This window comes from Niabella digestorum (assembly GCF_036409055.1).
Lineage (GTDB): Bacteria > Bacteroidota > Bacteroidia > Chitinophagales > Chitinophagaceae > Niabella > Niabella composti.
Window position 1 is genome coordinate 328,442 of the sequence record NZ_JAZGLY010000002.1, and the last position, 21,120, is coordinate 349,561.

Genomic DNA, 21,120 nt, shown 5'->3' on the forward strand with positions numbered 1-21,120 from the left:
CTTTACGGGATATAGCGTTTTCAATTCGTATTATTGTCCAGTTTTTATAAGCGTATGACTGAAGAAAGACTTACAAGGCTCAAAAGCGTGATTGCAAAAAGACAACCCAATCTAGCGGTAGTATTGGAGAACGTATTTGATCCTCATAATATTTCTGCAGTAATGCGTACCTGCGACGCGGTGGGTGTGCAAGATGTTTTTGTGTTGAATACTAAAATCCCCCGACACAAGCGATGGGGCTCTAAAAGTAGTTCGAGCGCTGCAAAATGGCTTACTGTGCACCAGTATACCGATGCCGACGAATGTTTTAAAGAGTTAAGGCGGCGCTATGAGAAAATATATACCACGCATCTGGCACAAGATTCCGTGAATTTATACGATATGAATCTTACCCAAAGTGTAGCTTTGGTTTTTGGTAATGAGCATTCGGGAGTGAGTGAAGAAATTCTAGCTTATGCTGATGGCAATTTTATTATTCCTCAGGTGGGTATTATCAAGTCCTTAAATATTAGTGTAGCATGTGCAGTAAGTCTTTATGAGGCTTACCGACAGAAAAAACTAGCCGGGCACTATGAAGGTCATGAAAATGACTGCGAATATAAACTGCAACTACAAAAGCAGTGGGGGATCGAAGAAGAATCTTAATCTTTTAACTCCGGAGCAAGTTCATTGTCTCTTGTATGTGAAATCGTATAAATGATAGCATTGAGCTCAAAACCGATTAACAGAATGACAGAGTTTAAAAAGATTAATACCAATACTACGATAATAGTTCCGATGGAGCCATACAATTTGTTATAAGTACCAAACTGACTTACATACCAGGAGAAGATAAGTGAACAAATAACTACCAAGCAAGTGGCTAGCACCGAACCTGGTGTAATAATATTCCACTTCTCGTGCACGGAGGGTACATGCCTGTAGATATACGAGATGATAATAAATACTAGTAGAAAAATAAGCACCCATCTTATTTTTCCCAGTGCTGCAGCCAATAGTTCATTTTTAATACCAAGCCATTCTAATACCGACTGTTGCGCTATCAACAAGGCTAGGCACATAATAAACAGAAAAAAGAGCATGGCTGTAATACGGATGGCTACTAGTCTTTTTTTGATTCCCTTTCTCTTGGTAAAGCCCGGATAATTTTTATCAAATGACCTCATAACGCCGATTATGGCATTGGAGGAAAAAAATAGGGAAAGCGCAATACTCAGAATTAATAACCCACTGCGTTGATCGTTAATGATATTGTAAATGAATTCGAGGACCGGTTCATAATTGTTTTTGTCCGGTATCACATCTTTTATGAATGCGTATAATTGGCCTTCTAGGTCCAGCTGCACAATAAAGTTCTGCTTGGCAATAATCGGAATTAATGTACACAGAAATAGGATCATCGATGGTAGAGCCATTGCACAATTGAAGGAAATGGCCGAAGCCCTTTCTAGCAGATCATCCCATACTACCTGTTCTCTGAATTTCTTAATCGTATTGAATAAAGAAACATTTTTGAACCCCGGTAGATTCTCGCGATGACTGTGCTCCACCAGCTTTTGCCATAAACGTGAGTTCTGTATTTTATTTATTATTCTTTGCTTCACTTATTTTCTGAAGTGGTTGATGGTTTGCCAAAACGCTCGTTCAGTGCCTGCTGATATGCTTTTGCGTAATTCATATGATCGTTATAGTTTGTTGCAAAAACATGGGTGCCGTCAAAGGCAGGACTCGCTACAAAATAAATATAATCAGTTTTCGGTGCATTTAAAACTGAATCTATAGTAGATTCCTGCGGGGTGCATATAGGACCCGGCGGCAGACCTTTATTTTTATAAGTGTTGTAGGGAGAGTCTGCTGTGAGATGTTTTAATAATACCCGTTTTATGCCAAAGTTTTTTAAGGCAAACTTTACAGTAGGGTCTGCCTGCAGCTTCATCCCTTTTGCCAGACGATTGAGATAGACACTTGCAATTAGTCCCTTTTCTTTTTCTGCATTGGTTTCCTCATCAACGATGGATGCCAAGGTAATGACTTCTGTTATCGACAAGCCTTTTTCCTGTGCTTTTTGCTTGCGGGTATCGTTCCAGAATATCTTATAAGCGTTATAAAACTTCTCAAAAACTGCACGGGGTGTGGTATTCCACCTATTTTCGTAGGTGAGCGGTAATACAGCCGCCATTACTGTATTACTATCTAGATTATAGTCTTTGAGCGAATCATTGCTACTTAAGAACTGAATCGCAGCAAGCGAATCAAATTCGAACTGTTTGCCCATCCGAGCTGCCAGTTGTTCTTTGGTGCGAATTTTAGTTACTACAAAGTTTACGGGCTGCTGGCGGCCATTGCGTAGCATCCGTAATAAGTTTACCACACTCATCCCTTCGCTAATTTTATATTTACCAGGCTTTACTTTTTCGAAGGGAAGTAGTTTTTTGGCAAGGTTAAACCATAGTATACTTTTCAACACGCCTTCGTCTACAAGCTGGCGCTCTAGTTCGGGCATGGTAGTACCAGTTTTGACATAAAGAAAGCCATCTTCAGGCGAGTTGGTCGCCGGCCCAAAGAATATGAAAGCTGTAAATGCTACAAGTATTGCAATCGTAATAAAGAATATCTTCAGTAGCTTTTTCAAGGTAATATGTGGATAAGGGTTAACTAATGAATTTTCCGCAGTGAATATAAAGCAAAAGTAAGGTAATGAGCTCCGCAGTGGGTGATAAAGACAAAAAACCTGCGTAAATTTTACGCAGGTTAAATAATTATGTGAAGTTGTAATCTGCTTTACTATTATTTGCCCGAATCTGCGGCCGGTGCTGTTTGAGCTGGAAGAGTAGTTGCCGGTGCAGATTGAGTTGGTGCAGGGGCTGATTGCTGCACAGGGGCACCTCCTATATCCTGCAATCTGCCTTTAGAGCCGCTCGAAGGAGCTATAAAGAAAGTAGACAAAAGACTTAAAAGTGCAATAACAGCCGCAAAAATCCAAGTACCTCTTTCCAGAATATCGTTTGTCTGTTTTACACCCATAAATTGACTGCTTACACCAGCGAAATTACCAGCGAGACCACCTCCTTTTGGGTTCTGAATCAATATAATAAAGCCAAGTATTACTGCGGCAAGTATAATCAGTATAACAAATAAAACTGTCATATTAAATTCTTTAAATAGTCAATTTTGGCTGCAAAATAAGCGTTTTTGTGGGGATTTTGCAAACTTAATTTCTTATATATCTCAATAGCTTTCTCTTTATTGCCCTGTTTTATCCATACTTCCGCCATGGCTTCCGTAACGGCATTTTCCCCGCTTACCGATTGCGCTGCCATTTTTTCAATCTTTTTTTCTTCTAAAGCGGTGATATTAGTCTGATAGGAGCTACCGGGCAGGCGCTTCATTTGCTTGATCCAATCGGTAAAGCTTTTGAGCTGTGTGCTGAAGCGATCCTTTATAGGGTTCTGTTCATCGTTCAGCTTAATGCCTTCTGCTGCAAAATAGTCGATGGTATGGTAAGGTGTAAAGGCGAGCTGTGCGGTAGCAGGGTCGAGGGGCTCAATTTTTAATTTTGGAATTGAAATCTCACCTTCATCTTCCTGTACCATCTCTGATATTGCGGGGGCATCTTCTTCGGTGTATATAGCTGCAGTCGGTGTAGCCGCTGCAAGTTCTTGAGCTATCTCTTTATCGTATGTTTTGTTTGAAGATGTCTGTGCCTTGTTTGTTTCGGCATTCAGAATATAATGGATAAACAAAGGGTTTTTATAATACAAAAGTGTTTTTTGAAGCTGCTCATTGAGCGCATCACTATTTTGTTCTTTCAGTTTTTGTGTATACAATAGTTGTAATGCGGAAGAATAAGGATATTTTTCCGACAGATCCTGCAATTCCTCTACACTGCAAGCATCCAATTTTTTGGACAACACGGCATCTGCCAGTACATTGATCAGTTGATTCATATTGCGAAATTACCAGTTTGAGAATATACGGTTAAATATGGCGTCAGGAATATCCCGCAACATTTGGGACTCTAGTGCCTGCTCGGCTTGCTGCAGGCTCATGCTGCCAGAATAATCAAAAGGAGTGGAGACGTCATATTTACCGATAATCTTTTGGGTATGGTTATCTTTCACCTCAATATGCACCCCTACGTTAAGTCTGTTGGTATTTACCTGCTGATTGGAAATACCCGATGTTGAAAACGAATAACTCGTAATGGTGCAGTCGATAATCCAATCTGCATTATCTCCATTGGTTTGGCCAATGCGTGTTTGGCTGACGATTTTCTGACGTAATTTATCCGTCAGTGCAGGTGCTAAACGTGGGTTGACATAAGATGCTTTGTTTTGTATCTGGTTGATTTTTACCAGTCGCACACTGTCGGGAATGCTCACATCCTTAAATCTATAAATGCCACAACCACTTTGCGTAAAACCGATGCAAAAGGTTGCAAAAATTAAAGCAACTACCAATAATCTTTTATAATTCTTCAATATCATATTCCTTGAGTTTTCTGTAAAGTGTCCGTTCACTGATACCTAGATCCAAGGCCGCATCTTTTCTTTTGCTATTATGTTTCTTTAAAGCTTTAATGATGAGTTCTTTTTCTTTATCCATGATATTCAGGTTTTCTTCTACCTCCTCATGTTCCTGGATATTATGGTCCACGCCTATGGTAATGGGCGCATGCTGCTGTCCATGACTATCTGGCATGTGGGCATGCATTTCGAGTTGCAGTGCTGCCGGAAACTGATGATAAGGATCGTGACTACTTTTCAAATCCTGCAAGCTTTGCATTAGAGCAGAGCTTTGGGATGCAAGCGCCGGATTTTGTAGTACTTCAATAAACATTTTTTTAAGCTCGGTTACATCTTTTTTTAGGTCAAAGAAAAGCTTATATAATATTTCTCTTTCGTTTTGGAACTCTTGCTGAGTATTGCCGGGCATCACCATCGGCAATCTGTTGGATGAGTAAGGTTGTAGATAGCGACTCAGTTCTTTAGCGCTTATAATCTTGTCTTTTGCAAGTACAGAAACTTGCTCGGCAATATTTTTCAGTTCGCGAATATTACCGGGCCAAGGATAGTTGAGTAGCAACTCTTTAGCGTCATCTGTCAGCTGTACTGCAGGTGTTTTGTATTTATCAGCAAAATCGGCCGCAAACTTTCTAAAGAGTAATACGATATCTTCCTTACGACTGGAAAGTGGTGGGACACGAATGGGTACAGTACTCAATCGATAGTAAAGGTCTTCCCTAAACTTATTCTGCTGTACCAGTTGCAACAAGTCTTTATTTGTAGCGGCTACTACACGTACGTTGGTTTTTTGTACTTTACTAGAACCCACCCGAATGTATTCTCCGGCTTCCAGTACGCGCAGCAATCTAGCTTGTGTACCCAAAGGCATTTCACCTATCTCGTCTAAAAAGATGGTACCGCCATTTACAGTTTCAAAATATCCTTTTCGAGCATCAACAGCCCCTGTAAAGGAACCTTTTTCATGACCAAATAGTTCCGAATCGATTGTTCCCTCCGGTATAGCACCACAGTTTACGGCAATAAAGGGATTGTGTTTGCGGGGAGATAGGGAATGAATGATGGAAGAAAACGCTTCCTTTCCTACACCGCTTTCGCCGATAATTAGTACCGTAAGATCGGTACTTGCAACCTGAACGGCCACTTCCAGAGCGTAGTTCAACTCCGGCGAATTACCAATAATGCCAAACCGATTTTTGATGCTTTGTAAATCCATTGGTACAATGCCTTTTTGTAGTGAAAAATTTTAACACCTACTTACTGTTCATATTTGCCATCATGGTTACATGATGTAAGGTTCGTATGCATCCTGTAGATATCCTCAAGGTGCTGTTATGAGCAGAAGTATCGTTATAAATTTTTAAGCGTTCTTCAATATCTTTTGTTATAAACGACTTTGCTGTAACCTATTTCAGATTGCTGTTCAGGCAACCGCATCGTATGCGCGTGCTCATTATTAGATACCGTGTAATAAATATAACTAAACAACTTCTCCGAACAAAGTCGCCTGTGTGCAATCTTTGATTTTGACATTTACATAATCACCTTTTTGGCAGGTGGTTCCTTTTTTAGGGAATACCACTACTTTATTCTGAGAGTTGCGTCCTACCCAGTCATCGGCACTACGCTTGCTGTCACCGTCTACCAGCACTTTAAAGGTTTTACCGATATCTTTTTTATAGTTATTGAGGGATAGTTGATTTTGTTTTTCGATAATTTCCTGAAGTCTACGTTTTTTAACTTCTAGCGGAACATCATCTTTATATCTTCTTTGAGCTAAAGTGCCAGGTCTTTCGCTATAGAAGAACATGTAGCTCAAATCGTACTGGCAGTAATCCATTATAGACAGTGTTTCCTGATGATCTTCTTCCGTTTCGGTGCAGAAACCGGCTATAATGTCGGATGTAATACTACAGTCGGGCAAAATTTCCCGAATTTCATCCACTTTACGCATATACCATTCTCTGGTATAAGTACGGTTCATTAATTGTAGTATGCGTGTGGACCCACTTTGTACGGGCAAATGAATGCACTTGCAAATGTTTTCATAAGCGGCCATAGTAGTGAGTACATCGCGGGTAATATCTTTAGGGTGCGAAGTGGAAAATCTCACTCTTAGCAGGGGAGATATCTGAGCCACCATTTCCAGTAGTCGTGCAAAGGTTACGGGCTGGGCCTCTTCCGGCTGAGAATAGGGAGGTGTATAGTAATAACTATCCACGTTTTGTCCGAGCAAGGTTACTTCGCGATAGCCATTTTCAAACAGCTCTCGGCACTCTCTCACGATACTTTCGGCATCACGGCTGCGTTCTCTTCCGCGAGTAAAAGGCACTACACAGAAAGAACACATATTATTACAACCGCGCATAATGCTTACAAAGGCGCTCACCCCATTCGAGTTAAGACGGATGGGGGAGATGTCGGCATAAGTTTCTTCACGGCTGAGTAATACGTTTACGCTTTTATGGCCTTCGGAGGCTTCAGCTACAAGCTTGGGTAGGCTGCGGTATGCATCGGGGCCTACCACAATGTCCACCAGCTTCTCTTCTTCCAGAAACTTGGCTTTGAGGCGTTCGGCCATACAACCTAAGACACCTATTAGGGTGCCGGGGTTCTGTGTTTTAATTTTTCTGAACTCCTGCAACCTGTTTCGTACTGTTTGCTCTGCTTTTTCGCGAATAGAACAGGTATTGATGAAGATGAGATTAGCTTCTTCCAGATTACGGGTGGCTCCAAAGCCTTCTTTATTAAGAATGGATGCCACAATTTCGCTGTCGGCAAAATTCATCTGACAGCCATAGCTTTCTATATAAAACTTACGTGTATATACTTTATTATCAGGGTTTTGCGGAGCATAGCTCTCGCCTTGTCTGCTTTCATCGTGTACTTTATGTGCTACCAGGTCCAGCATCAGTATTCTTTTTAATTTTAAGCGCACAAAGATAGGCTATTTTTGTGTGTTTATGACAGGATGGCAGATGATTTGGGATATAATTTGCAAATTTTATAGTGTATTTTGCTTGTAAAGGCCTTGTTGAGTCAAAATAATCCCGCTGCCGGGTTGGTTTTGTAAAAAAAAGCCGTACATTTGCACGCTCCAAATTCGGGGTAAGTTGTACCATGTCCAAAGGGAGAGCATACGATATCGCTTTTGTGGGGTTGAAACCCGGTATGCATGAGTACACTTATAGCATAGATGATAAGTTCTTTGAGAGTTTTCAGGAGCAAGATTTCTCAGATTGCCATGCAGAAATAAAGCTGTCGCTGGATAAACAAAATGGCTTTATGCTATTGAAATTTGAGGTAGGGGGTAATGTGATGGTTACTTGCGACCGTTGTAACAATGATTTGAAACTGGAGTTGTGGGACGAGTTTTTAGTTACAATAAAAATGGTGGAAGAGCCGGAGTTGATGAATGATCAGGAAGAAGATCCTGATGTATATTACATCAGTCGCGGCGAGAGTCACATTAATGTTGAAAACTGGATATATGAGTTCATTAATCTCAGTATCCCCATGCACAAGACCTGCAATGCATTTGGTGGTCAGTGTAATGAAACAGCATTAAAGGTGCTCGGAGAATTGGACGTTGAAAACTCAGAAAAAGAGGATATCAATCCCATCTGGAAAGGATTGGAAAAATTTAAAAACAAGGATAATTAATCGCTCAATCGAAAGTATTGTTTCTATTGGAAACAATATCCGGTTCGGCAAAGATTGATAAATAACAATTAGGTTTAAAATTATTAAAATAAAGAGTTATGCCAAATCCCAAACGCAGGCACAGTCAGCAGAGAAGTGCAAAACGCAGAACCCATTATAAAGCTAAAGCGCACACATTAACTACTGATGCAACTACAGGTGAAGTACATCTGCGCCACCGCGCTTATGTAAGTGAAGGAAAGCTGATCTATAAAGGAAAGGTAGTGGCTGAAAAAGCTCCTTCTAACGCCTAATTAAAAGATTGAAAATAGTAGCGGGGCAAATAAAGATGCTTCGCTTTTTTATGCGTTCGCTTCTCGCGATAGCAGTAGCGTATGTAATGTTGTAAGGAGATTCCGGTTACAGTACAGGTTTACGATTGTGTAATGTATCCGGAATTTTTTATTTTAGCTATTATATGAATATAGGAATTGATATGATGGGTGGCGATTATGCGCCACAGGAAGCGGTGAAAGGGGTAAAGCAGTACCTTTTAAAAAATAGCTTTGAGCAATTACATTTGGTATTGTTCGGGAATGAAGAGCAACTGAAGCCTCTGTTATCTGAAAACGAAGTACCTCAAGAAAAGTATACCATTCAACCTACTTCACAGGTGATTGGTATGAACGAACATCCTACCAAAGCACTGAAAGAAAAAACTGATTCGTCTATTGCCGTAGGATTTCAGCATTTAGCCGCAGGAAAAATAGATGCCTTCATCAGCGCAGGCAATACTGGTGCGATGATGGTAGGCGCTATGTTTAGTATTAAAGTGGTTGAGGGAGTTTTGAGGCCAACTATTTCTTCGGTAATCCCTAAGCCGGACGGTAGTACAGGCTTACTGTTGGATGTAGGATTGAATGCCGATTGTAAACCGGAACATCTTAATCAATTTGCCGTAATGGGTTCTGTATTCTGTCAGTACATTTTTGGAGTGGAGAATCCTAAAGTAGGCCTGATGAATGTGGGTGAAGAAGAAGGCAAGGGAAATATACTAGCACAGGCAGCCTATCCTATGTTGAAAAGCAACAAGGCTATTAATTTTATCGGAAACGTGGAGGGGCGCGACGTATTTAGGAACCAAGCCGATGTGATGGTTTGTGAAGGATTTACCGGCAATGTTATTTTGAAAATGGCCGAGTCTATTTACGATATTGCCCAAGAACAACAAATCGATAATCCCTATTTGAACCGCTTTAATTTTGAAATTTACGGAGGTACTCCTGTGCTGGGTGTAGAAAAACCTGTGATTATCGGCCACGGTATTTCTCATGCCACAGCCTTTAGCAATATGATCGATGTGGCTGTAAAAATGCTGAATACCGATGTTCTAGGTAAGGTAAAGGAAGCAGTGCAACGCATATAAGATTGTAATAACTCATCTAATAAAAAAGCCGTCTGAACGTTATTGTAAAGACGGCTTTTATTTTGAAACTAATGATAGATGCTTTCGATTTCTGCAGCGTATTTCTCCAAGATTACTTTTCGTCTCAAGCTCAGTTTGGGTGTCATCTCACCCCCATCTACGCTCCATTCCTTGGGTAGTAGTACGAATTTTTTAATTTGTTCTATCTTATTGATGCTTTTATTGTGATGGTCAAGTACTGAGCGGAATAATTCATGCACTTTATCGTTTTTAACGATTTCTTCGTTGCTCATTTCGGGAAGATTGTTTTCTCTCATCCATTCTCTGACCACATTAAATGCAGGAACAATCAAGGCTCCTACAAATTTGCGTTCACTGCCCACTACTATAATCTGCTCAATGAACTTGCTTTCTTTCATTTTGTTTTCGATGGGCTGGGGGGCAACATATTTTCCGCCGCTGGTTTTAAAGAGTTCTTTTTTGCGGTCGGTTATTTTGAAAAATCGGTTTTCGATGAGTGTGCCGATGTCGCCCGTATGTAGCCAGCCATCTTTGATCACTTCTGCGGTGAGCTCTGGATGTTTATAATAGCCTTTCATAACACAGGGGCCTTTGACCAGTATTTCCCCATCTTCGGCCAGTTTTACTTCAATACCTTCAATGGCAGGACCCACAGTTCCATAACGGGTGTCGTTATTTTGTTTTCTGTTAACACAGATTACGGGACTATTTTCTGTTGGTCCATAGCCTTCGTAAACCGGAATGCCCGCAGCATTAAAGACCCTTAAAAGTTTTTCGGAAGCTGCCGCACCGCCTGTGATAATAAAACTGATATTTCCTCCCAAGGCTTCTCTCCATTTTTTAAATACAAGTTTTCGGGCAATGGAGAGTTTAAAATTATAGAGCCCCTTGGGTGGATTAATATTATCGTATTGCATGCCCAGTTGAATACTCCAGAAGAATAGTTTCCTTTTGATGCCTGTCAGTGCATTCCCCTTGGCCATAATTTTTTCATATACCTTTTCCAGCAAACGGGGAACGGTAGTAAATCCATCAGGTTTTATTTCTCTTAAATTATCGGCAATGGTTTCCAAGCTTTCTGCGTAATAGATGCTGATACCACTGAACATGTACAGGTAAGTAATCATTTTTTCGAAAATATGATTGAGTGGCAGAAAGCTTAATGTTTTGGTTTGCGGCTGATCAGGGAATGGAAAACTGGCTTTAGAAAAATAGATATTACTTACAATATTGCTATGAGTAAGCATTACTCCTTTGGGTACACCTGTAGTGCCACTTGTATAAATGATAGTGGCCACATGAGAATTAGGTATCTGTTGTTTTATTTTTTCTAAAGTATGTAATGTGCCGTCATCCGCGAGATCCAGTAATTCCGAGTAATGAGGTACGCCTTCTACTTTATCAAAAGTATAGATACCTTGCAGATAGGGGGTATTTACCGATTTTACTTTTTCTACCAGTTCGGCGTTACTTACAAAGATGTATTTGGCCTGCGATTCATTTAAAATATATTCCAGTTCTGGTAGTGCTGTAGTGGGATAGATAGGCGTGAGAATAGCGCCGGTCTGCTGAACAGCTAGGTCGGTAAACACCCATTCCGGCCGGTTACCACTAATGATAGCAATTTTGTCGCTATTTTCAGCAGTGAAGTCGCCACCGCTTACGCCCCGGATGAGGAGGCCGGCTGAAAATCGGTTAACCAAATTCTCGATCTCTTGAGTACTGTAAGATCTCCATCGTCCGTTCTCTTTAGCATTTAGAGCGTCGGATTTAGGGAAGTTTTCTAACTGGTAGGATATGGCATCAAACAATCGGTAAGTTGGGTAATTCATTAGTCAATTGTTTAAAGTGTCTACAAGTTAAGAAAAAAATAAGCTCAATGTACACGTTGCGGAGCAGTATAAAAATAATAAGCGCTTACCCTGCCGGATAAGCGCTTATGAATATTTTCATATTATGTTATTTCACAGAATATACTTGCCCGTTCGGCATTTTAAATATTCTTGAAGTGTGATAATTGGTGAATCGATCGTACTCCTCCTTATGTTCGTTTACCCATTTTTCAAAGGCTGCTTGGTTGTTTACTGGTCCAAACATCCATTGGTTATAAGATTCGAATAATCCGTCTTTCATGAGCTGCTGGTGAAATTCGAAAAGACGGAAGGGAAATTTATCGCCATAGGACGCAAACCAATCCAAAATAAACCGGGTACGAATCATGGCTAAACTTTCGGGAGTGATACCCTGGGCTGAAATACCCGACTGCTTTGCAAAAGTGTTTAATACAGCCTTGGCAAACTCGTTCTTTTCCTTAGCTGCTACGGCGGCTAGATCAGAGGAAATGAAGAGCTTTTGCTTATAAGCATCTAGAACCATTTTCTTGATACTATTTGCTCTGGGATTGAGGCTTTCCATGTTAGCATAGATTTCGCCGTAAATGATAGCCCAGATTTTATCGTCCTGTTGTTTATAGTAGTAAACAGCCGCGTTGTAATAGTTGCCACCATACGAAGGAGCGGCCTGCATCCCTTTCTGCCACATATCAATAGCGCCTTTGGGGTTTTTCATGATATCTAGGAGTTCTCCGTAGTCATTATACAGAGGTCCGCTTTTGGGGAAATCTTTAAGGGCTTCCTTGTATATTTTTTCAGCTTCCTTAAAATTCTCCTGAGCTTTATATATGCTACCGGCAATTTGATAAGCAATGGCGTCGCAGTCAGGGCTAGCAATTACAGTTTTGATAGTTTCTAACGCTTTATTGTAATCACCTTTATAATAATAAGCTAGAGAAAGATCTTTAAGCAGTTCGGGATCATCTTTATAGGTTTCCTGTGCTTTGGTTAATACCAGGACGGCATTATCTAAGTCGCCCAATTGCATGAAATTCCTGGCTTTGGTACGCTCTGCGACTACATTTCCTTGTCCAAAAGCAAAGCCGCAAGTGCATAGAAATAAGCTAGCTATGAATATTTTTTTCATTTATTTATTTTTTAGACAACAACAATTGCAAAAAGTAAGCCGAAAACTTCACGGATCGTTCCTAAAGATGCAAAAGTAGGTGAAAGAGTGGCATGAAGTACTAAAATTTTAGTTATAATATGAATTTTAGGTGTGAATAAAGTGCTTTGCATCAGGTGTTAAAAAATACCTACTTATTTCATTTCTAAGGGTAGAAGACTACATTTGTAACTAGGAAATTGATTATATGAAAATAGCATTAGCTCAGCAGAACTATCATATCGGAAATTTTGATCTAAATGTGCAGAAAATTATCAGCGGTATCCAGGAGGCCAAAAAGCAAGGTGCCGATTTAGTAATATTTTCAGAATTATGTGTATGCGGTTATCCTCCACGCGATTTTCTGGAGTTTAATGATTTTATCAACCAGTGCTATCAGGCCCTTGATACGATAAAAGAACATGCAGATACTATTGGCGTACTGGTGGGTGCTCCTGCTCGAAACCCTAATTTCGAAGGAAAGGACTTATTCAATGCGGCTTATTTGTTATATGAAAAAGAAATTAAGGCCGAAGTGCATAAAACATTACTTCCTACTTATGATGTATTTGATGAGGGACGTTATTTTGAGCCTGCATATGATTGGAACGTAGTCCCCTTTAAGGGCAAAAAATTAGCGGTCACTATATGTGAAGATATCTGGAACATGGGCGAAAATCCCCTATATCGAATTACGCCAATGGAAAAGCTGATTCAGTTTGAGCCTGATGTCATCATCAATCTTTCGGCTTCTCCTTACAATTATGCGCAGGATGTGGTGCGCAACGGTATCGTCAAAGCTCATACGCTCAAATATAAACTGCCGATGTTTTACTGTAATACGGTAGGCTCTCAAACCGAAATTGTGTTTGATGGGGGTAGTTTGGTGTATGATAGTGCAGGTAATCAAGTGGCCGAATTGAAATATTTTGAAGAAGACTTTGGGGTTTTTGAATTGGACGATTTGATTAAGGAGACCTCTCCTCAAAGTGAAGATTCGGTGAAGATTTATTACTCAGCTTCGGAAGTGAGTGCAGGTAGGGATGTATTGGAGTATCTCAAAGATGAAAAAAATATCGCCGAAATTCGCTCAGCACTAGTACTGGGTATTAGAGATTATTTCTCCAAAATGGGTTTCACTAAGGCTATTTTGGGATCCAGTGGAGGTATTGATAGTGCTGTAACACTGGCGTTGGCGGTAGAAGCATTGGGCCAGGAAAATGTGCGTGCCATCCTTATGCCTTCACACTTTTCTACATCTCACTCCATAAGTGATGCGGAGGCGTTGAGCCAAAATCTTCAAAATCCTTATGATATTATTCCCATTAAAAATATCTATGACAGCTTCCTCACCGAGCTAAAACCTATTTTTCAGGACTTGCCCTTTAGCGTTGCGGAAGAAAACATTCAAAGTCGTACGCGAGGAAATCTGCTGATGGCTATAGCCAATAAATTCGGTTATATTTTGCTTAATACATCCAATAAGAGTGAGCTGGCAACCGGTTACGGAACATTGTATGGGGATATGGCCGGTGGATTGAGTGTATTGGGCGATGTGTATAAAACTCAGGTGTATGCGCTGGCCCGCTTGATTAATAAAGAAAAAGAAGTTATACCTCATCATATTTTAGTAAAAGCGCCATCGGCAGAATTAAGACCCAATCAAAAAGACAGCGACAGTCTGCCCGAATATGATGAGTTGGATACTATTTTGTTTAAGTATATTGAGGAGCGGCAGGGACCTAAAGAACTCATAGCGCAAGGATTTGATGAAACGCTCGTAAACCGCATCTTGCGCCTTGTAAACATGAATGAGTATAAACGCAATCAGTTTTGCCCTATCATTCGCGTCAGCTATAAAGCATTTGGTGTAGGACGAAGATTGCCTATTGTGGCAAAATATTTGAGCTGATAGCTATTATTAAAATCTTGAATGCATATTTCATGATGAATAAAACCGCAGAAGATATTAGAATTTTAAATGAAAAAATTGCTATTGCCGGCGCCTTTACTGATAAGCTGAAGGAGGAAATTGGTCATGTTATCATAGGCCAGTCGCATATGTTGGACCGACTACTGATTGGGCTTTTAAGTAATGGACACGTATTGCTCGAAGGGGTGCCGGGATTGGCAAAAACGCTTACCATTAAATCGTTGGCTACAGCTATACAAGCTAACTTCAGTAGAATACAGTTTACACCAGATTTATTGCCTGCAGATGTAATCGGCACATTGATTTATAATCAGCAGGAGAATGATTTTGTGGTACGTAAGGGACCCATCTTTGCCAATTTTATTTTAGCTGACGAAATCAATCGTGCTCCGGCCAAAGTGCAGTCGGCTTTGCTGGAGGCTATGCAGGAGCGTCAGGTAACCATTGGCGATACCACCTATAAATTGGAAGAACCTTTTTTAGTGCTGGCTACACAAAATCCACTAGAGCAGGAAGGAACTTATCCTTTACCCGAAGCTCAGGCCGACAGATTTTTGATGAAGGTTATTGTACGTTATCCCGAGATGCACGAAGAGCAGCTGATCCTTCGTTCCAACGTACAATCCATACAGCTTCCCGAAATAAAACCTGTGGTCAACATAAAGGATGTATTACATGCGCGGGATTTAGTGCGTGATATTTATCTCGACGAAAAAGTAGAGCGTTACATACTGGATATTGTATTTGCCAGCCGCTATCCCGGACGATATCAGGCCCAAAAACTAGAGCCTCTTATTTCCTACGGAGCTTCCCCAAGAGGCAGCATCAATCTGGCTTTAGCAGGAAAGGCACAAGCTTTCTTAAATAAAAGAGGATTTGTAATACCCGAAGATATTCGCAGTATTGCACATGATGTGTTGCGGCATCGCATCGGGCTTACATATGAGGCTGAGGCCGAAAATGTAAATGTAGAAGATATTATTGATGAAATTTTAAGACAGGTGAACGTTCCTTAAGCACCCAATGAATGATGCGTTCCACTTCCGAAATACTTAAAAAAGTTCGTGAGCTCGAAATCAGAAGTAAGAAGCTGGCCCGGGATCTTTTCTCAGGCGAATATCATAGTGCATTTAAAGGAAAAGGTATGTCCTTTAAAGAAGTGCGTGAATATGCACCTGGCGATGATGTACGGTTTATCGACTGGAATGTATCAGCCCGATTTGGCCATCCCTTTAGTAAAGTATTTGAGGAAGAGCGCGAGCTAACAGTAATGTTGTTGGTGGATCTGAGTAACAGTTCTTTGTTTGGAACGCATTATGGCAGTAAGCGCGATGTAGCCACCGAAATAGCTGCAGTGCTGGCGTTTTCAGCGGTAAGCAACGGAGATAAAGTAGGAGCCGTCTTTTACAGTGATAGGGTAGAAAAATATATTCCTCCCAAAAAGGGCAGACAACATGCGTTGTATATAGTGAGAGAAGTGCTGGCATTAGAATCAAAAGGGAGAGGTACCCATCTGGGTGCTGCGCTGAAATATTTTACCAATGCCATTAAGCAGTCCAGCATTGCTTTCGTATTGGGCGATTTTATTGATAGGGGATACGAAGATGCATTACGTGTTGCAGGAAAGAAGCATGATCTGATTGGTATAAAGATTTATGATCAGATGGATAAGGAATTGCCTAATGCCGGCTTGATTCAGATGTTGGATGCCGAAACCGGTGCAGCCCAATGGATAGATACTAGTAATGCTTATGTAAGAAGAAAGTATGAAGAGAACTTTTTTGCTGCCACAGACTATTGTGTGAATGTTTTTAAAAAAGCCGGATGCGATCTGTTGCATATACAAACGGGCGATGATTACGTGACGGTACTTCAGCGATTTTTTAGGAGCAGAATCAGATAAGGAATATTTAAAGCTTACAGGATTGAAGGGATGTAAATTGAATATTGTTGACTTAATATATTTTCTCAGGACACATGCAATCAAATTTTTTTTGATGCTGATGTCCCTGATGGTATTAACTGTTCAGGGTCAGGTAGTAGGCGTCAATGCCAGTACCGATAAAAACCGGATTCTCTTGGGAGAGCCTTTATGGTTAACCTTGGAAATAAAAACTTTGAATAATGCGCCCTTTGATCCATTCAAGGTAGATAGTATTCCGCATTTTGAGTTTCTAATAAAAGATAGTATCCGAACAATACAAAAAGGGGATACCTCTATTTTCAAACAATATTATCAGCTCACTAGTTTCGATTCTGGACAATGGGTAATTCCGTCTTTTACTTTTCGTCCGTTTGTAAAGACAAATAGTATTCTAATCGATGTTGTATTTACAGAGGATTTTGATCCCACGCAACCCTATCACGATGTGCAGAATGTACTGGATGTGTCATTCAGAATGGATCCTTCGCAGGAAAGATGGTGGTATCCTATTGTCATCTTTTTGATAGTACTGGTGTTGCTGATATACTGGATCACCGGAGAGCGACCGCAACAAGCAAAACCTGTAAAAAAATCCACCGAATCGGCTTATGCAAAAGCGCTAAGAAATTTGAAGGAGCTTAAAACATCGCATATACATGAAAAAGGATATTACGAACAATTGATAGAAATATTCAGAGCTTATGTGCTGGAAAGAACTGGAATCAGCTCGTTGCAGCATACTTCTACAGATCTGGCGCAAAAACTGCAGCCCTTATTCCGTGATGAAATAAGATACGACAGTTTGGTACAGGTAATGTATATGTGCGATTTTGTAAAATTTGCAAAGTATATGCCGCAAAAAAGTGAAGCCCTGTCTGCATATGAAGTAATTGAAGGTGCCGTGCATTACCTAGAGGATGTATTGAACAAAAATCCACAACTTATTAAATCTGTCTAACTGGAGATGCGATTATAAAAAGGTCAATTAGCGACATGATATACGAATGGTTAAAAAATATTGTTTTCGTATGGCCCGAGAATTTTATTCTGTTGGGGTTGATACCTTTTTTAATCGCCCGTTATATCAGAAACGAAAGAAATCATAAGGCGGCTTTGCTTACTTCCGCAGTAAATGTAAATACGCCTTCTACATTTAAAACTAATTTCAGATATCTACCTTTTGTATTGCGCATACTGGCTTTGATATGCCTGATTATGGCATTAGCCAGACCGCAACATCAGACCGATCAAACCCATGCGGAAGGAGAGGGGATCGATATAGTGTTATGTATGGATGTAAGTGCGAGTATGCTCACTAACGATATTAAGCCTTCGCGCTTTCAGGTAGCTAAGGAAGTAGCGGCAGAATTTGTGAAAAGCAGACCGGTAGATAGAATAGGGTTAGTGATTTTCGGCGGTGAAAGTTTTACTAAATGCCCTATTACTTCCGATAAAAATACTCTTTTGACGCAGTTGCAAAGTCTTAAGATTAAAGATGGAGGCTATCTTGCCGATGGAACATTGATAGGAGAAGGGCTAGCTATGGCAGTAAATAGAGTGAGTAAGGGAAGTAGTAAAAGTCGAGTGGTTATTTTGCTTACTGATGGAAAAGAAGAGGCGCCGGTTACAAGAATCATTGATCCTTATACAGCAACTGAGATTGCTAAGGCAGAAAATGTAAAGGTGTATTGTATTGGTCTGGGCTCGACAGAGTTTATGATAGAGCAAATGGTAAAAGATAATGCAGGCAACACTGTAAGAAATGATATTGATGAAACACTCTTAACGCGTATAGCTTCGGAGACAGGTGGTAAGTATTTTCGGGCTACGGATAAAGCCTCACTACAGGCTATTTATTCAGAAATCGATCAGCTGGAAAAATCGAAGGTAGAAATTATCAGATATAAAGAGATTGAGGAGATGTTTATTCCGTTTGTATTGTTGGCGCTGGGGCTATTGTTTATAGAGCTTCTATTACGCTTTACGATATTTAAGACCTTTCCTTGATATTATTCGAGATTGTTTTTATCTATTTCCCTTCGAAAACTTTTCTTAACGCTTTCTTTCTTTTTACGTTCAATTCTTTTTTCAATGGATGCACGGGTAGCTGTAGTAGCAATACGTGGCTTTCTCACCTGTAAAGCCTGAACGACAAGTGCATTTATCTTTCTGACGGCATCTTCTTTGTTTTCTAGTTGCGTGCGATGGCTTGGGGATCTTACCTGCAATACTCCATTGGCATTAATGCGTGTACTTAATCTGTGGTATACACGTGACTTTTGCTCAGGTGTAAGCAGTGAGGATGCAGTAATGTCAAAATAAGCCACCACGGCGGTTTCTACTTTGTTTACATTTTGTCCGCCTTTACCACTGCTGCGAGTGGTTTTAAAAATTATTTCGCGCGATACATCCATTATTGATTTTATCACTCTAAATTAGATTTTATTTTTGAAGTGTATAAAAAATCCTTATGCGAGCGGTAGTACAAAGAGTGCAAAAAGCATCTGTTACGATTGATGGCCAACTTCATGCTTCCATAGAGCAGGGGTTACTGATATTGCTGGGGATTGAGGATGCCGATAACGATGAAGATATTGCCTGGTTAAGTCAGAAAATAACGCAGCTACGTATTTTTAATGACGATGCCGGGGTCATGAATATTTCAGTAAAGGATATCAATGGAGAGGTGCTGCTGGTGAGCCAGTTTACGTTGCATGCTTCGATAAAAAAGGGGAACCGTCCTTCTTATATTAGAGCCAGCAAACCCGATATAGCTATTCCTTTGTATAATAAAATGATTCAGCAGTTAGAAAAAGATTTGGGTAAGCCCATTCAAACAGGTGTATTTGGTGCAGATATGAAAGTTGCGTTGCTGAACGACGGTCCTGTCACCATCATCATCGATACAAAAAATAAAGAATGAGTATAACAATTAGCGAGGCGCAACAGCGCGTAGATGAATGGATTAAAACCATCGGTGTTAGATATTTCGGCGAATTGACGAATATGGCCATTCTTACCGAAGAAGTAGGAGAGTTGGCACGCCACATGGCACGGCTTTATGGTGATCAGTCTTATAAGGATGGTAAAAAGTATTCGGATGATGAACGTAAAGCATTGCTGGGAGAAGAAATGGCTGATGTGTTATGGGTGCTCCTTTGTTTGGCTAATCAGACAGGAGTAGATCTTACTGCAGCATTACAACAAAGCTTTGAAAAGAAAACAAAGCGCGATGCAGACAGACACGCGAGTAATGAAAAGCTTAAATAATTTGTTTTTCTCGGAGTATTTTAAGCATAAGTTAAGGTAGCGGCAATCATCCGTGCGATCTTTTCTCCATCCATGGCGGCACTAACAATACCTCCTGCATAGCCTGCACCTTCCCCACAGGGGTAAAGATTTTTTAGCTGAGGATGTTGTAAGGTGTCAGCATCTCTGGGAATTCGTACCGGTGAAGAAGTACGTGATTCAGTTGCTACCAATACTGCATCGTTCGTGTAATAGCCTTTCATTTTTTTGCCAAACTCCACGAAAGCTTTCTGCAGGGCTTTGTAGATAAACGGGGGCAAAACAGTTCTTAAATCGGCACTGGTTATACCGGTTAGATAGGAGCAGTCGGGTAGTGATGACGAAAATTTATTAGTACAAAAATCTACCATACGTTGAGCAGGTGCTTTTAGCTGTCCCCCACCTGCTACAAATGCAGCCCTTTCTATCTCTTGCTGAAATCGTAGGAGTGATAAAGGGTCAGGGTTTTTGAGTTTTTCGTTTCTGAGAACATCTTTTAGTTGAACCTGTACCACAATCCCCGAATTGGCATAAGGATTATTTCTTTTAGAAGGGGACCAACCGTTTACCACTATTTCATTATGTCCGGTGACGGCGGGAGCGATAATGCCGCCGGGGCACATGCAAAAGGATAACACACCGATATTATGAACCTGTTGCACGAGACTATAGGATGCCGGGGGCAGATACGGACCCCGGGAGTCGCACTTGTACTGAGCTGTATCGATAAGCGATTGAGGATGCTCCGCACGAACACCCAAGGCAAAGGGTTTGGGTTCGATCAGCACATTTTTCTTCTGCAATAAATAAAAAATATCTCTTGCGGAATGACCGGTAGCCAATATCACAGCATCGGCTTCGATGATATCCCCTTTTTGTGTTTTTACTCCTTTGATGATGTGATCATCTATAATAAAGTCTATAACCTTTTGTTCGAATAAAATTTTTCCGCCACATTGGAGGATCTGTTCTCGCATAGCCACAATAATCTTAGGCAGTTTGTTGGTGCCGATATGTGGATGAGCTTCATACAGTATCTTTTCTTCGGCCCCGAAATTGACAAAGAGGTTTAAGATGCGGTCTATACTTCCGCGCTTGTTGCTTCGGGTGTATAACTTTCCATCGCTGTAAGTACCGGCACCACCTTCGCCAAAGCAATAATTACTTTCGGGATTGACAATGCCTTTTTTATTGATAGCTGCTAAGTCGCGACGACGCGCTCTTACATCTTTTCCGCGTTCCAGAATGATAGGTCGAATACCGGTTTCAAGAAGCTGGAGGGCTGCAAAAAGACCTGCAGGTCCTGCGCCCACTATAATCACACGCTTAGAAGCCCTGCTTACATCCTGAAAGTGAAATGGAGGCC

22 protein-coding genes are annotated in these 21,120 nt (G+C 40.7%); 11 read left to right on the plus strand and 11 right to left on the minus strand.

What is annotated here, in order from left to right; translation table 11 throughout:
- Positions 1 to 54 precede the first annotated feature (54 nt).
- Complete coding sequence (locus tag V2H41_RS04055; protein WP_330973848.1) at positions 55 to 645, plus strand: TrmH family RNA methyltransferase; 591 nt, start codon at positions 55 to 57, stop codon at positions 643 to 645.
- Here V2H41_RS04055 and V2H41_RS04060 read toward each other — a convergent pair.
- The 7 genes from V2H41_RS04060 to miaB all read right to left on the minus strand — a co-directional run bounded on the left by V2H41_RS04060 (position 642) and on the right by miaB (position 7,434).
- The gene (locus V2H41_RS04060; protein WP_330973849.1) at positions 642 to 1,604 is read right to left on the minus strand and encodes a YihY/virulence factor BrkB family protein; all 963 of its coding nucleotides are present in this window, start codon (positions 1,602 to 1,604) and stop codon (positions 642 to 644) included. The genes V2H41_RS04055 and V2H41_RS04060 overlap by 4 nt on opposite strands.
- Positions 1,601 to 2,632: an endolytic transglycosylase MltG gene (gene mltG, locus V2H41_RS04065; protein WP_330973850.1), complete on the minus strand. Its 1,032-nt coding sequence runs from the start codon at positions 2,630 to 2,632 to the stop codon at positions 1,601 to 1,603. Before mltG ends, V2H41_RS04060 begins: the two co-directional genes overlap by 4 nt.
- 155 nt (positions 2,633 to 2,787) lie before the next feature.
- Positions 2,788 to 3,147, minus strand: a complete 360-nt coding sequence (gene secG / locus V2H41_RS04070; protein ID WP_330973851.1) for a preprotein translocase subunit SecG — start codon at positions 3,145 to 3,147, stop codon at positions 2,788 to 2,790.
- Entirely contained in the window at positions 3,144 to 3,947 is an 804-nt protein-coding gene (locus V2H41_RS04075) for a hypothetical protein (protein ID WP_330973852.1), read from the minus strand. Before V2H41_RS04075 ends, secG begins: the two co-directional genes overlap by 4 nt.
- 9 nt (positions 3,948 to 3,956) lie before the next feature.
- Positions 3,957 to 4,487 carry an LptE family protein gene (gene lptE, locus V2H41_RS04080; RefSeq protein ID WP_330973853.1) on the minus strand — a complete coding sequence of 177 codons (531 nt, stop codon included), beginning with the start codon at positions 4,485 to 4,487 and terminating at the stop codon, positions 3,957 to 3,959.
- Entirely contained in the window at positions 4,468 to 5,739 is a 1,272-nt protein-coding gene (locus V2H41_RS04085; protein ID WP_330973854.1) for a sigma-54 interaction domain-containing protein, read from the minus strand. Before V2H41_RS04085 ends, lptE begins: the two co-directional genes overlap by 20 nt.
- A 264-nt stretch (positions 5,740 to 6,003) precedes the next feature.
- Positions 6,004 to 7,434, minus strand: a complete 1,431-nt coding sequence (miaB, locus tag V2H41_RS04090) for a tRNA (N6-isopentenyl adenosine(37)-C2)-methylthiotransferase MiaB (RefSeq protein WP_409966085.1) — start codon at positions 7,432 to 7,434, stop codon at positions 6,004 to 6,006.
- 209 nt (positions 7,435 to 7,643) lie between these two features.
- On the opposite strand from miaB, the gene V2H41_RS04095 reads away from it, so the two are divergent.
- The 3 genes from V2H41_RS04095 to plsX all read left to right on the plus strand — a co-directional run bounded on the left by V2H41_RS04095 (position 7,644) and on the right by plsX (position 9,591).
- Entirely contained in the window at positions 7,644 to 8,186 is a 543-nt protein-coding gene (locus V2H41_RS04095) for a YceD family protein (RefSeq protein WP_330973856.1), read from the plus strand.
- A 98-nt stretch (positions 8,187 to 8,284) separates the two neighbouring features.
- Positions 8,285 to 8,479 (plus strand): 50S ribosomal protein L32, encoded by a 195-nt coding sequence (rpmF, locus tag V2H41_RS04100; protein WP_330973857.1) that lies wholly within the window; start codon positions 8,285 to 8,287, stop codon positions 8,477 to 8,479.
- A 164-nt stretch (positions 8,480 to 8,643) separates the two neighbouring features.
- Entirely contained in the window at positions 8,644 to 9,591 is a 948-nt protein-coding gene (gene plsX, locus V2H41_RS04105; RefSeq protein WP_330973858.1) for a phosphate acyltransferase PlsX, read from the plus strand.
- 68 nt (positions 9,592 to 9,659) lie between these two features.
- Here plsX and V2H41_RS04110 read toward each other — a convergent pair whose 3' ends face one another.
- Entirely contained in the window at positions 9,660 to 11,444 is a 1,785-nt protein-coding gene (locus tag V2H41_RS04110; protein WP_330973859.1) for an AMP-dependent synthetase/ligase, read from the minus strand.
- Positions 11,445 to 11,571: 127 nt separating this feature from the next.
- A complete protein-coding gene (locus V2H41_RS04115; protein WP_330973860.1) occupies positions 11,572 to 12,591 on the minus strand; it encodes a tetratricopeptide repeat protein in 1,020 nt (339 codons plus the stop codon).
- Between the two features lie 226 nt (positions 12,592 to 12,817).
- On the opposite strand from V2H41_RS04115, the gene V2H41_RS04120 reads away from it, so the two are divergent.
- The 5 genes from V2H41_RS04120 (at position 12,818) to V2H41_RS04140 (ending at position 18,473) form a co-directional block, all read left to right on the plus strand.
- A complete protein-coding gene (locus tag V2H41_RS04120; RefSeq protein ID WP_330973861.1) occupies positions 12,818 to 14,521 on the plus strand; it encodes an NAD+ synthase in 1,704 nt (567 codons plus the stop codon).
- 32 nt (positions 14,522 to 14,553) lie between these two features.
- Complete coding sequence (locus tag V2H41_RS04125) at positions 14,554 to 15,558, plus strand: AAA family ATPase (protein ID WP_330973862.1); 1,005 nt, start codon at positions 14,554 to 14,556, stop codon at positions 15,556 to 15,558.
- Between the two features lie 11 nt (positions 15,559 to 15,569).
- Complete coding sequence (locus V2H41_RS04130; RefSeq protein ID WP_330973863.1) at positions 15,570 to 16,445, plus strand: DUF58 domain-containing protein; 876 nt, start codon at positions 15,570 to 15,572, stop codon at positions 16,443 to 16,445.
- A gap of 94 nt (positions 16,446 to 16,539) precedes the next feature.
- Complete coding sequence (locus tag V2H41_RS04135; protein ID WP_330973864.1) at positions 16,540 to 17,424, plus strand: BatD family protein; 885 nt, start codon at positions 16,540 to 16,542, stop codon at positions 17,422 to 17,424.
- Between the two features lie 35 nt (positions 17,425 to 17,459).
- Positions 17,460 to 18,473, plus strand: coding sequence for a vWA domain-containing protein (locus tag V2H41_RS04140; protein WP_330973865.1), 1,014 nt, complete (start codon positions 17,460 to 17,462; stop codon positions 18,471 to 18,473).
- A gap of 2 nt (positions 18,474 to 18,475) precedes the next feature.
- Here V2H41_RS04140 and arfB read toward each other — a convergent pair whose 3' ends face one another.
- Complete coding sequence (arfB, locus tag V2H41_RS04145) at positions 18,476 to 18,895, minus strand: alternative ribosome rescue aminoacyl-tRNA hydrolase ArfB (protein ID WP_330973866.1); 420 nt, start codon at positions 18,893 to 18,895, stop codon at positions 18,476 to 18,478.
- A 41-nt stretch (positions 18,896 to 18,936) separates the two neighbouring features.
- On the opposite strand from arfB, the gene dtd reads away from it, so the two are divergent.
- Positions 18,937 to 19,389, plus strand: coding sequence for a D-aminoacyl-tRNA deacylase (dtd, locus tag V2H41_RS04150; RefSeq protein ID WP_330973867.1), 453 nt, complete (start codon positions 18,937 to 18,939; stop codon positions 19,387 to 19,389).
- The gene (locus tag V2H41_RS04155; protein ID WP_330973868.1) at positions 19,386 to 19,736 is read left to right on the plus strand and encodes a nucleotide pyrophosphohydrolase; all 351 of its coding nucleotides are present in this window, start codon (positions 19,386 to 19,388) and stop codon (positions 19,734 to 19,736) included. Before dtd ends, V2H41_RS04155 begins: the two co-directional genes overlap by 4 nt.
- A 20-nt stretch (positions 19,737 to 19,756) precedes the next feature.
- On the opposite strand, the gene V2H41_RS04160 is transcribed toward V2H41_RS04155, so the two are convergent.
- Complete coding sequence (locus V2H41_RS04160) at positions 19,757 to 21,076, minus strand: NAD(P)/FAD-dependent oxidoreductase (protein ID WP_330973869.1); 1,320 nt, start codon at positions 21,074 to 21,076, stop codon at positions 19,757 to 19,759.
- Positions 21,077 to 21,120: the final 44 nt, after the last annotated feature.

Excerpts from the sequence above, each read along its gene's own strand:
- V2H41_RS04095 (WP_330973856.1), top strand. The coding sequence starts at position 7,644 with ATGTCCAAAGGGAGAGCATACGATATCGCTTTTGTGGGGTTGAAACCC.
- lptE (WP_330973853.1), bottom strand. The coding sequence starts at position 4,487 with ATGATATTGAAGAATTATAAAAGATTATTGGTAGTTGCTTTAATTTTT.
- V2H41_RS04130 (WP_330973863.1), top strand. The coding sequence starts at position 15,570 with ATGATGCGTTCCACTTCCGAAATACTTAAAAAAGTTCGTGAGCTCGAA.
- V2H41_RS04155 (WP_330973868.1), top strand. The coding sequence starts at position 19,386 with ATGAGTATAACAATTAGCGAGGCGCAACAGCGCGTAGATGAATGGATT.
- V2H41_RS04115 (WP_330973860.1), bottom strand. The coding sequence starts at position 12,591 with ATGAAAAAAATATTCATAGCTAGCTTATTTCTATGCACTTGCGGCTTT.
- V2H41_RS04055 (WP_330973848.1), top strand. The coding sequence starts at position 55 with ATGACTGAAGAAAGACTTACAAGGCTCAAAAGCGTGATTGCAAAAAGA.
- V2H41_RS04120 (WP_330973861.1), top strand. The coding sequence starts at position 12,818 with ATGAAAATAGCATTAGCTCAGCAGAACTATCATATCGGAAATTTTGAT.
- rpmF (WP_330973857.1), top strand. The coding sequence starts at position 8,285 with ATGCCAAATCCCAAACGCAGGCACAGTCAGCAGAGAAGTGCAAAACGC.
- miaB (WP_409966085.1), bottom strand. The coding sequence starts at position 7,434 with ATGCTGGACCTGGTAGCACATAAAGTACACGATGAAAGCAGACAAGGC.
- V2H41_RS04125 (WP_330973862.1), top strand. The coding sequence starts at position 14,554 with ATGATGAATAAAACCGCAGAAGATATTAGAATTTTAAATGAAAAAATT.
- secG (WP_330973851.1), bottom strand. The coding sequence starts at position 3,147 with ATGACAGTTTTATTTGTTATACTGATTATACTTGCCGCAGTAATACTT.
- plsX (WP_330973858.1), top strand. The coding sequence starts at position 8,644 with ATGAATATAGGAATTGATATGATGGGTGGCGATTATGCGCCACAGGAA.
- V2H41_RS04085 (WP_330973854.1), bottom strand. The coding sequence starts at position 5,739 with ATGGATTTACAAAGCATCAAAAATCGGTTTGGCATTATTGGTAATTCG.
- V2H41_RS04075 (WP_330973852.1), bottom strand. The coding sequence starts at position 3,947 with ATGAATCAACTGATCAATGTACTGGCAGATGCCGTGTTGTCCAAAAAA.
- V2H41_RS04135 (WP_330973864.1), top strand. The coding sequence starts at position 16,540 with ATGCTGATGTCCCTGATGGTATTAACTGTTCAGGGTCAGGTAGTAGGC.
- V2H41_RS04140 (WP_330973865.1), top strand. The coding sequence starts at position 17,460 with ATGATATACGAATGGTTAAAAAATATTGTTTTCGTATGGCCCGAGAAT.
- dtd (WP_330973867.1), top strand. The coding sequence starts at position 18,937 with ATGCGAGCGGTAGTACAAAGAGTGCAAAAAGCATCTGTTACGATTGAT.
- V2H41_RS04110 (WP_330973859.1), bottom strand. The coding sequence starts at position 11,444 with ATGAATTACCCAACTTACCGATTGTTTGATGCCATATCCTACCAGTTA.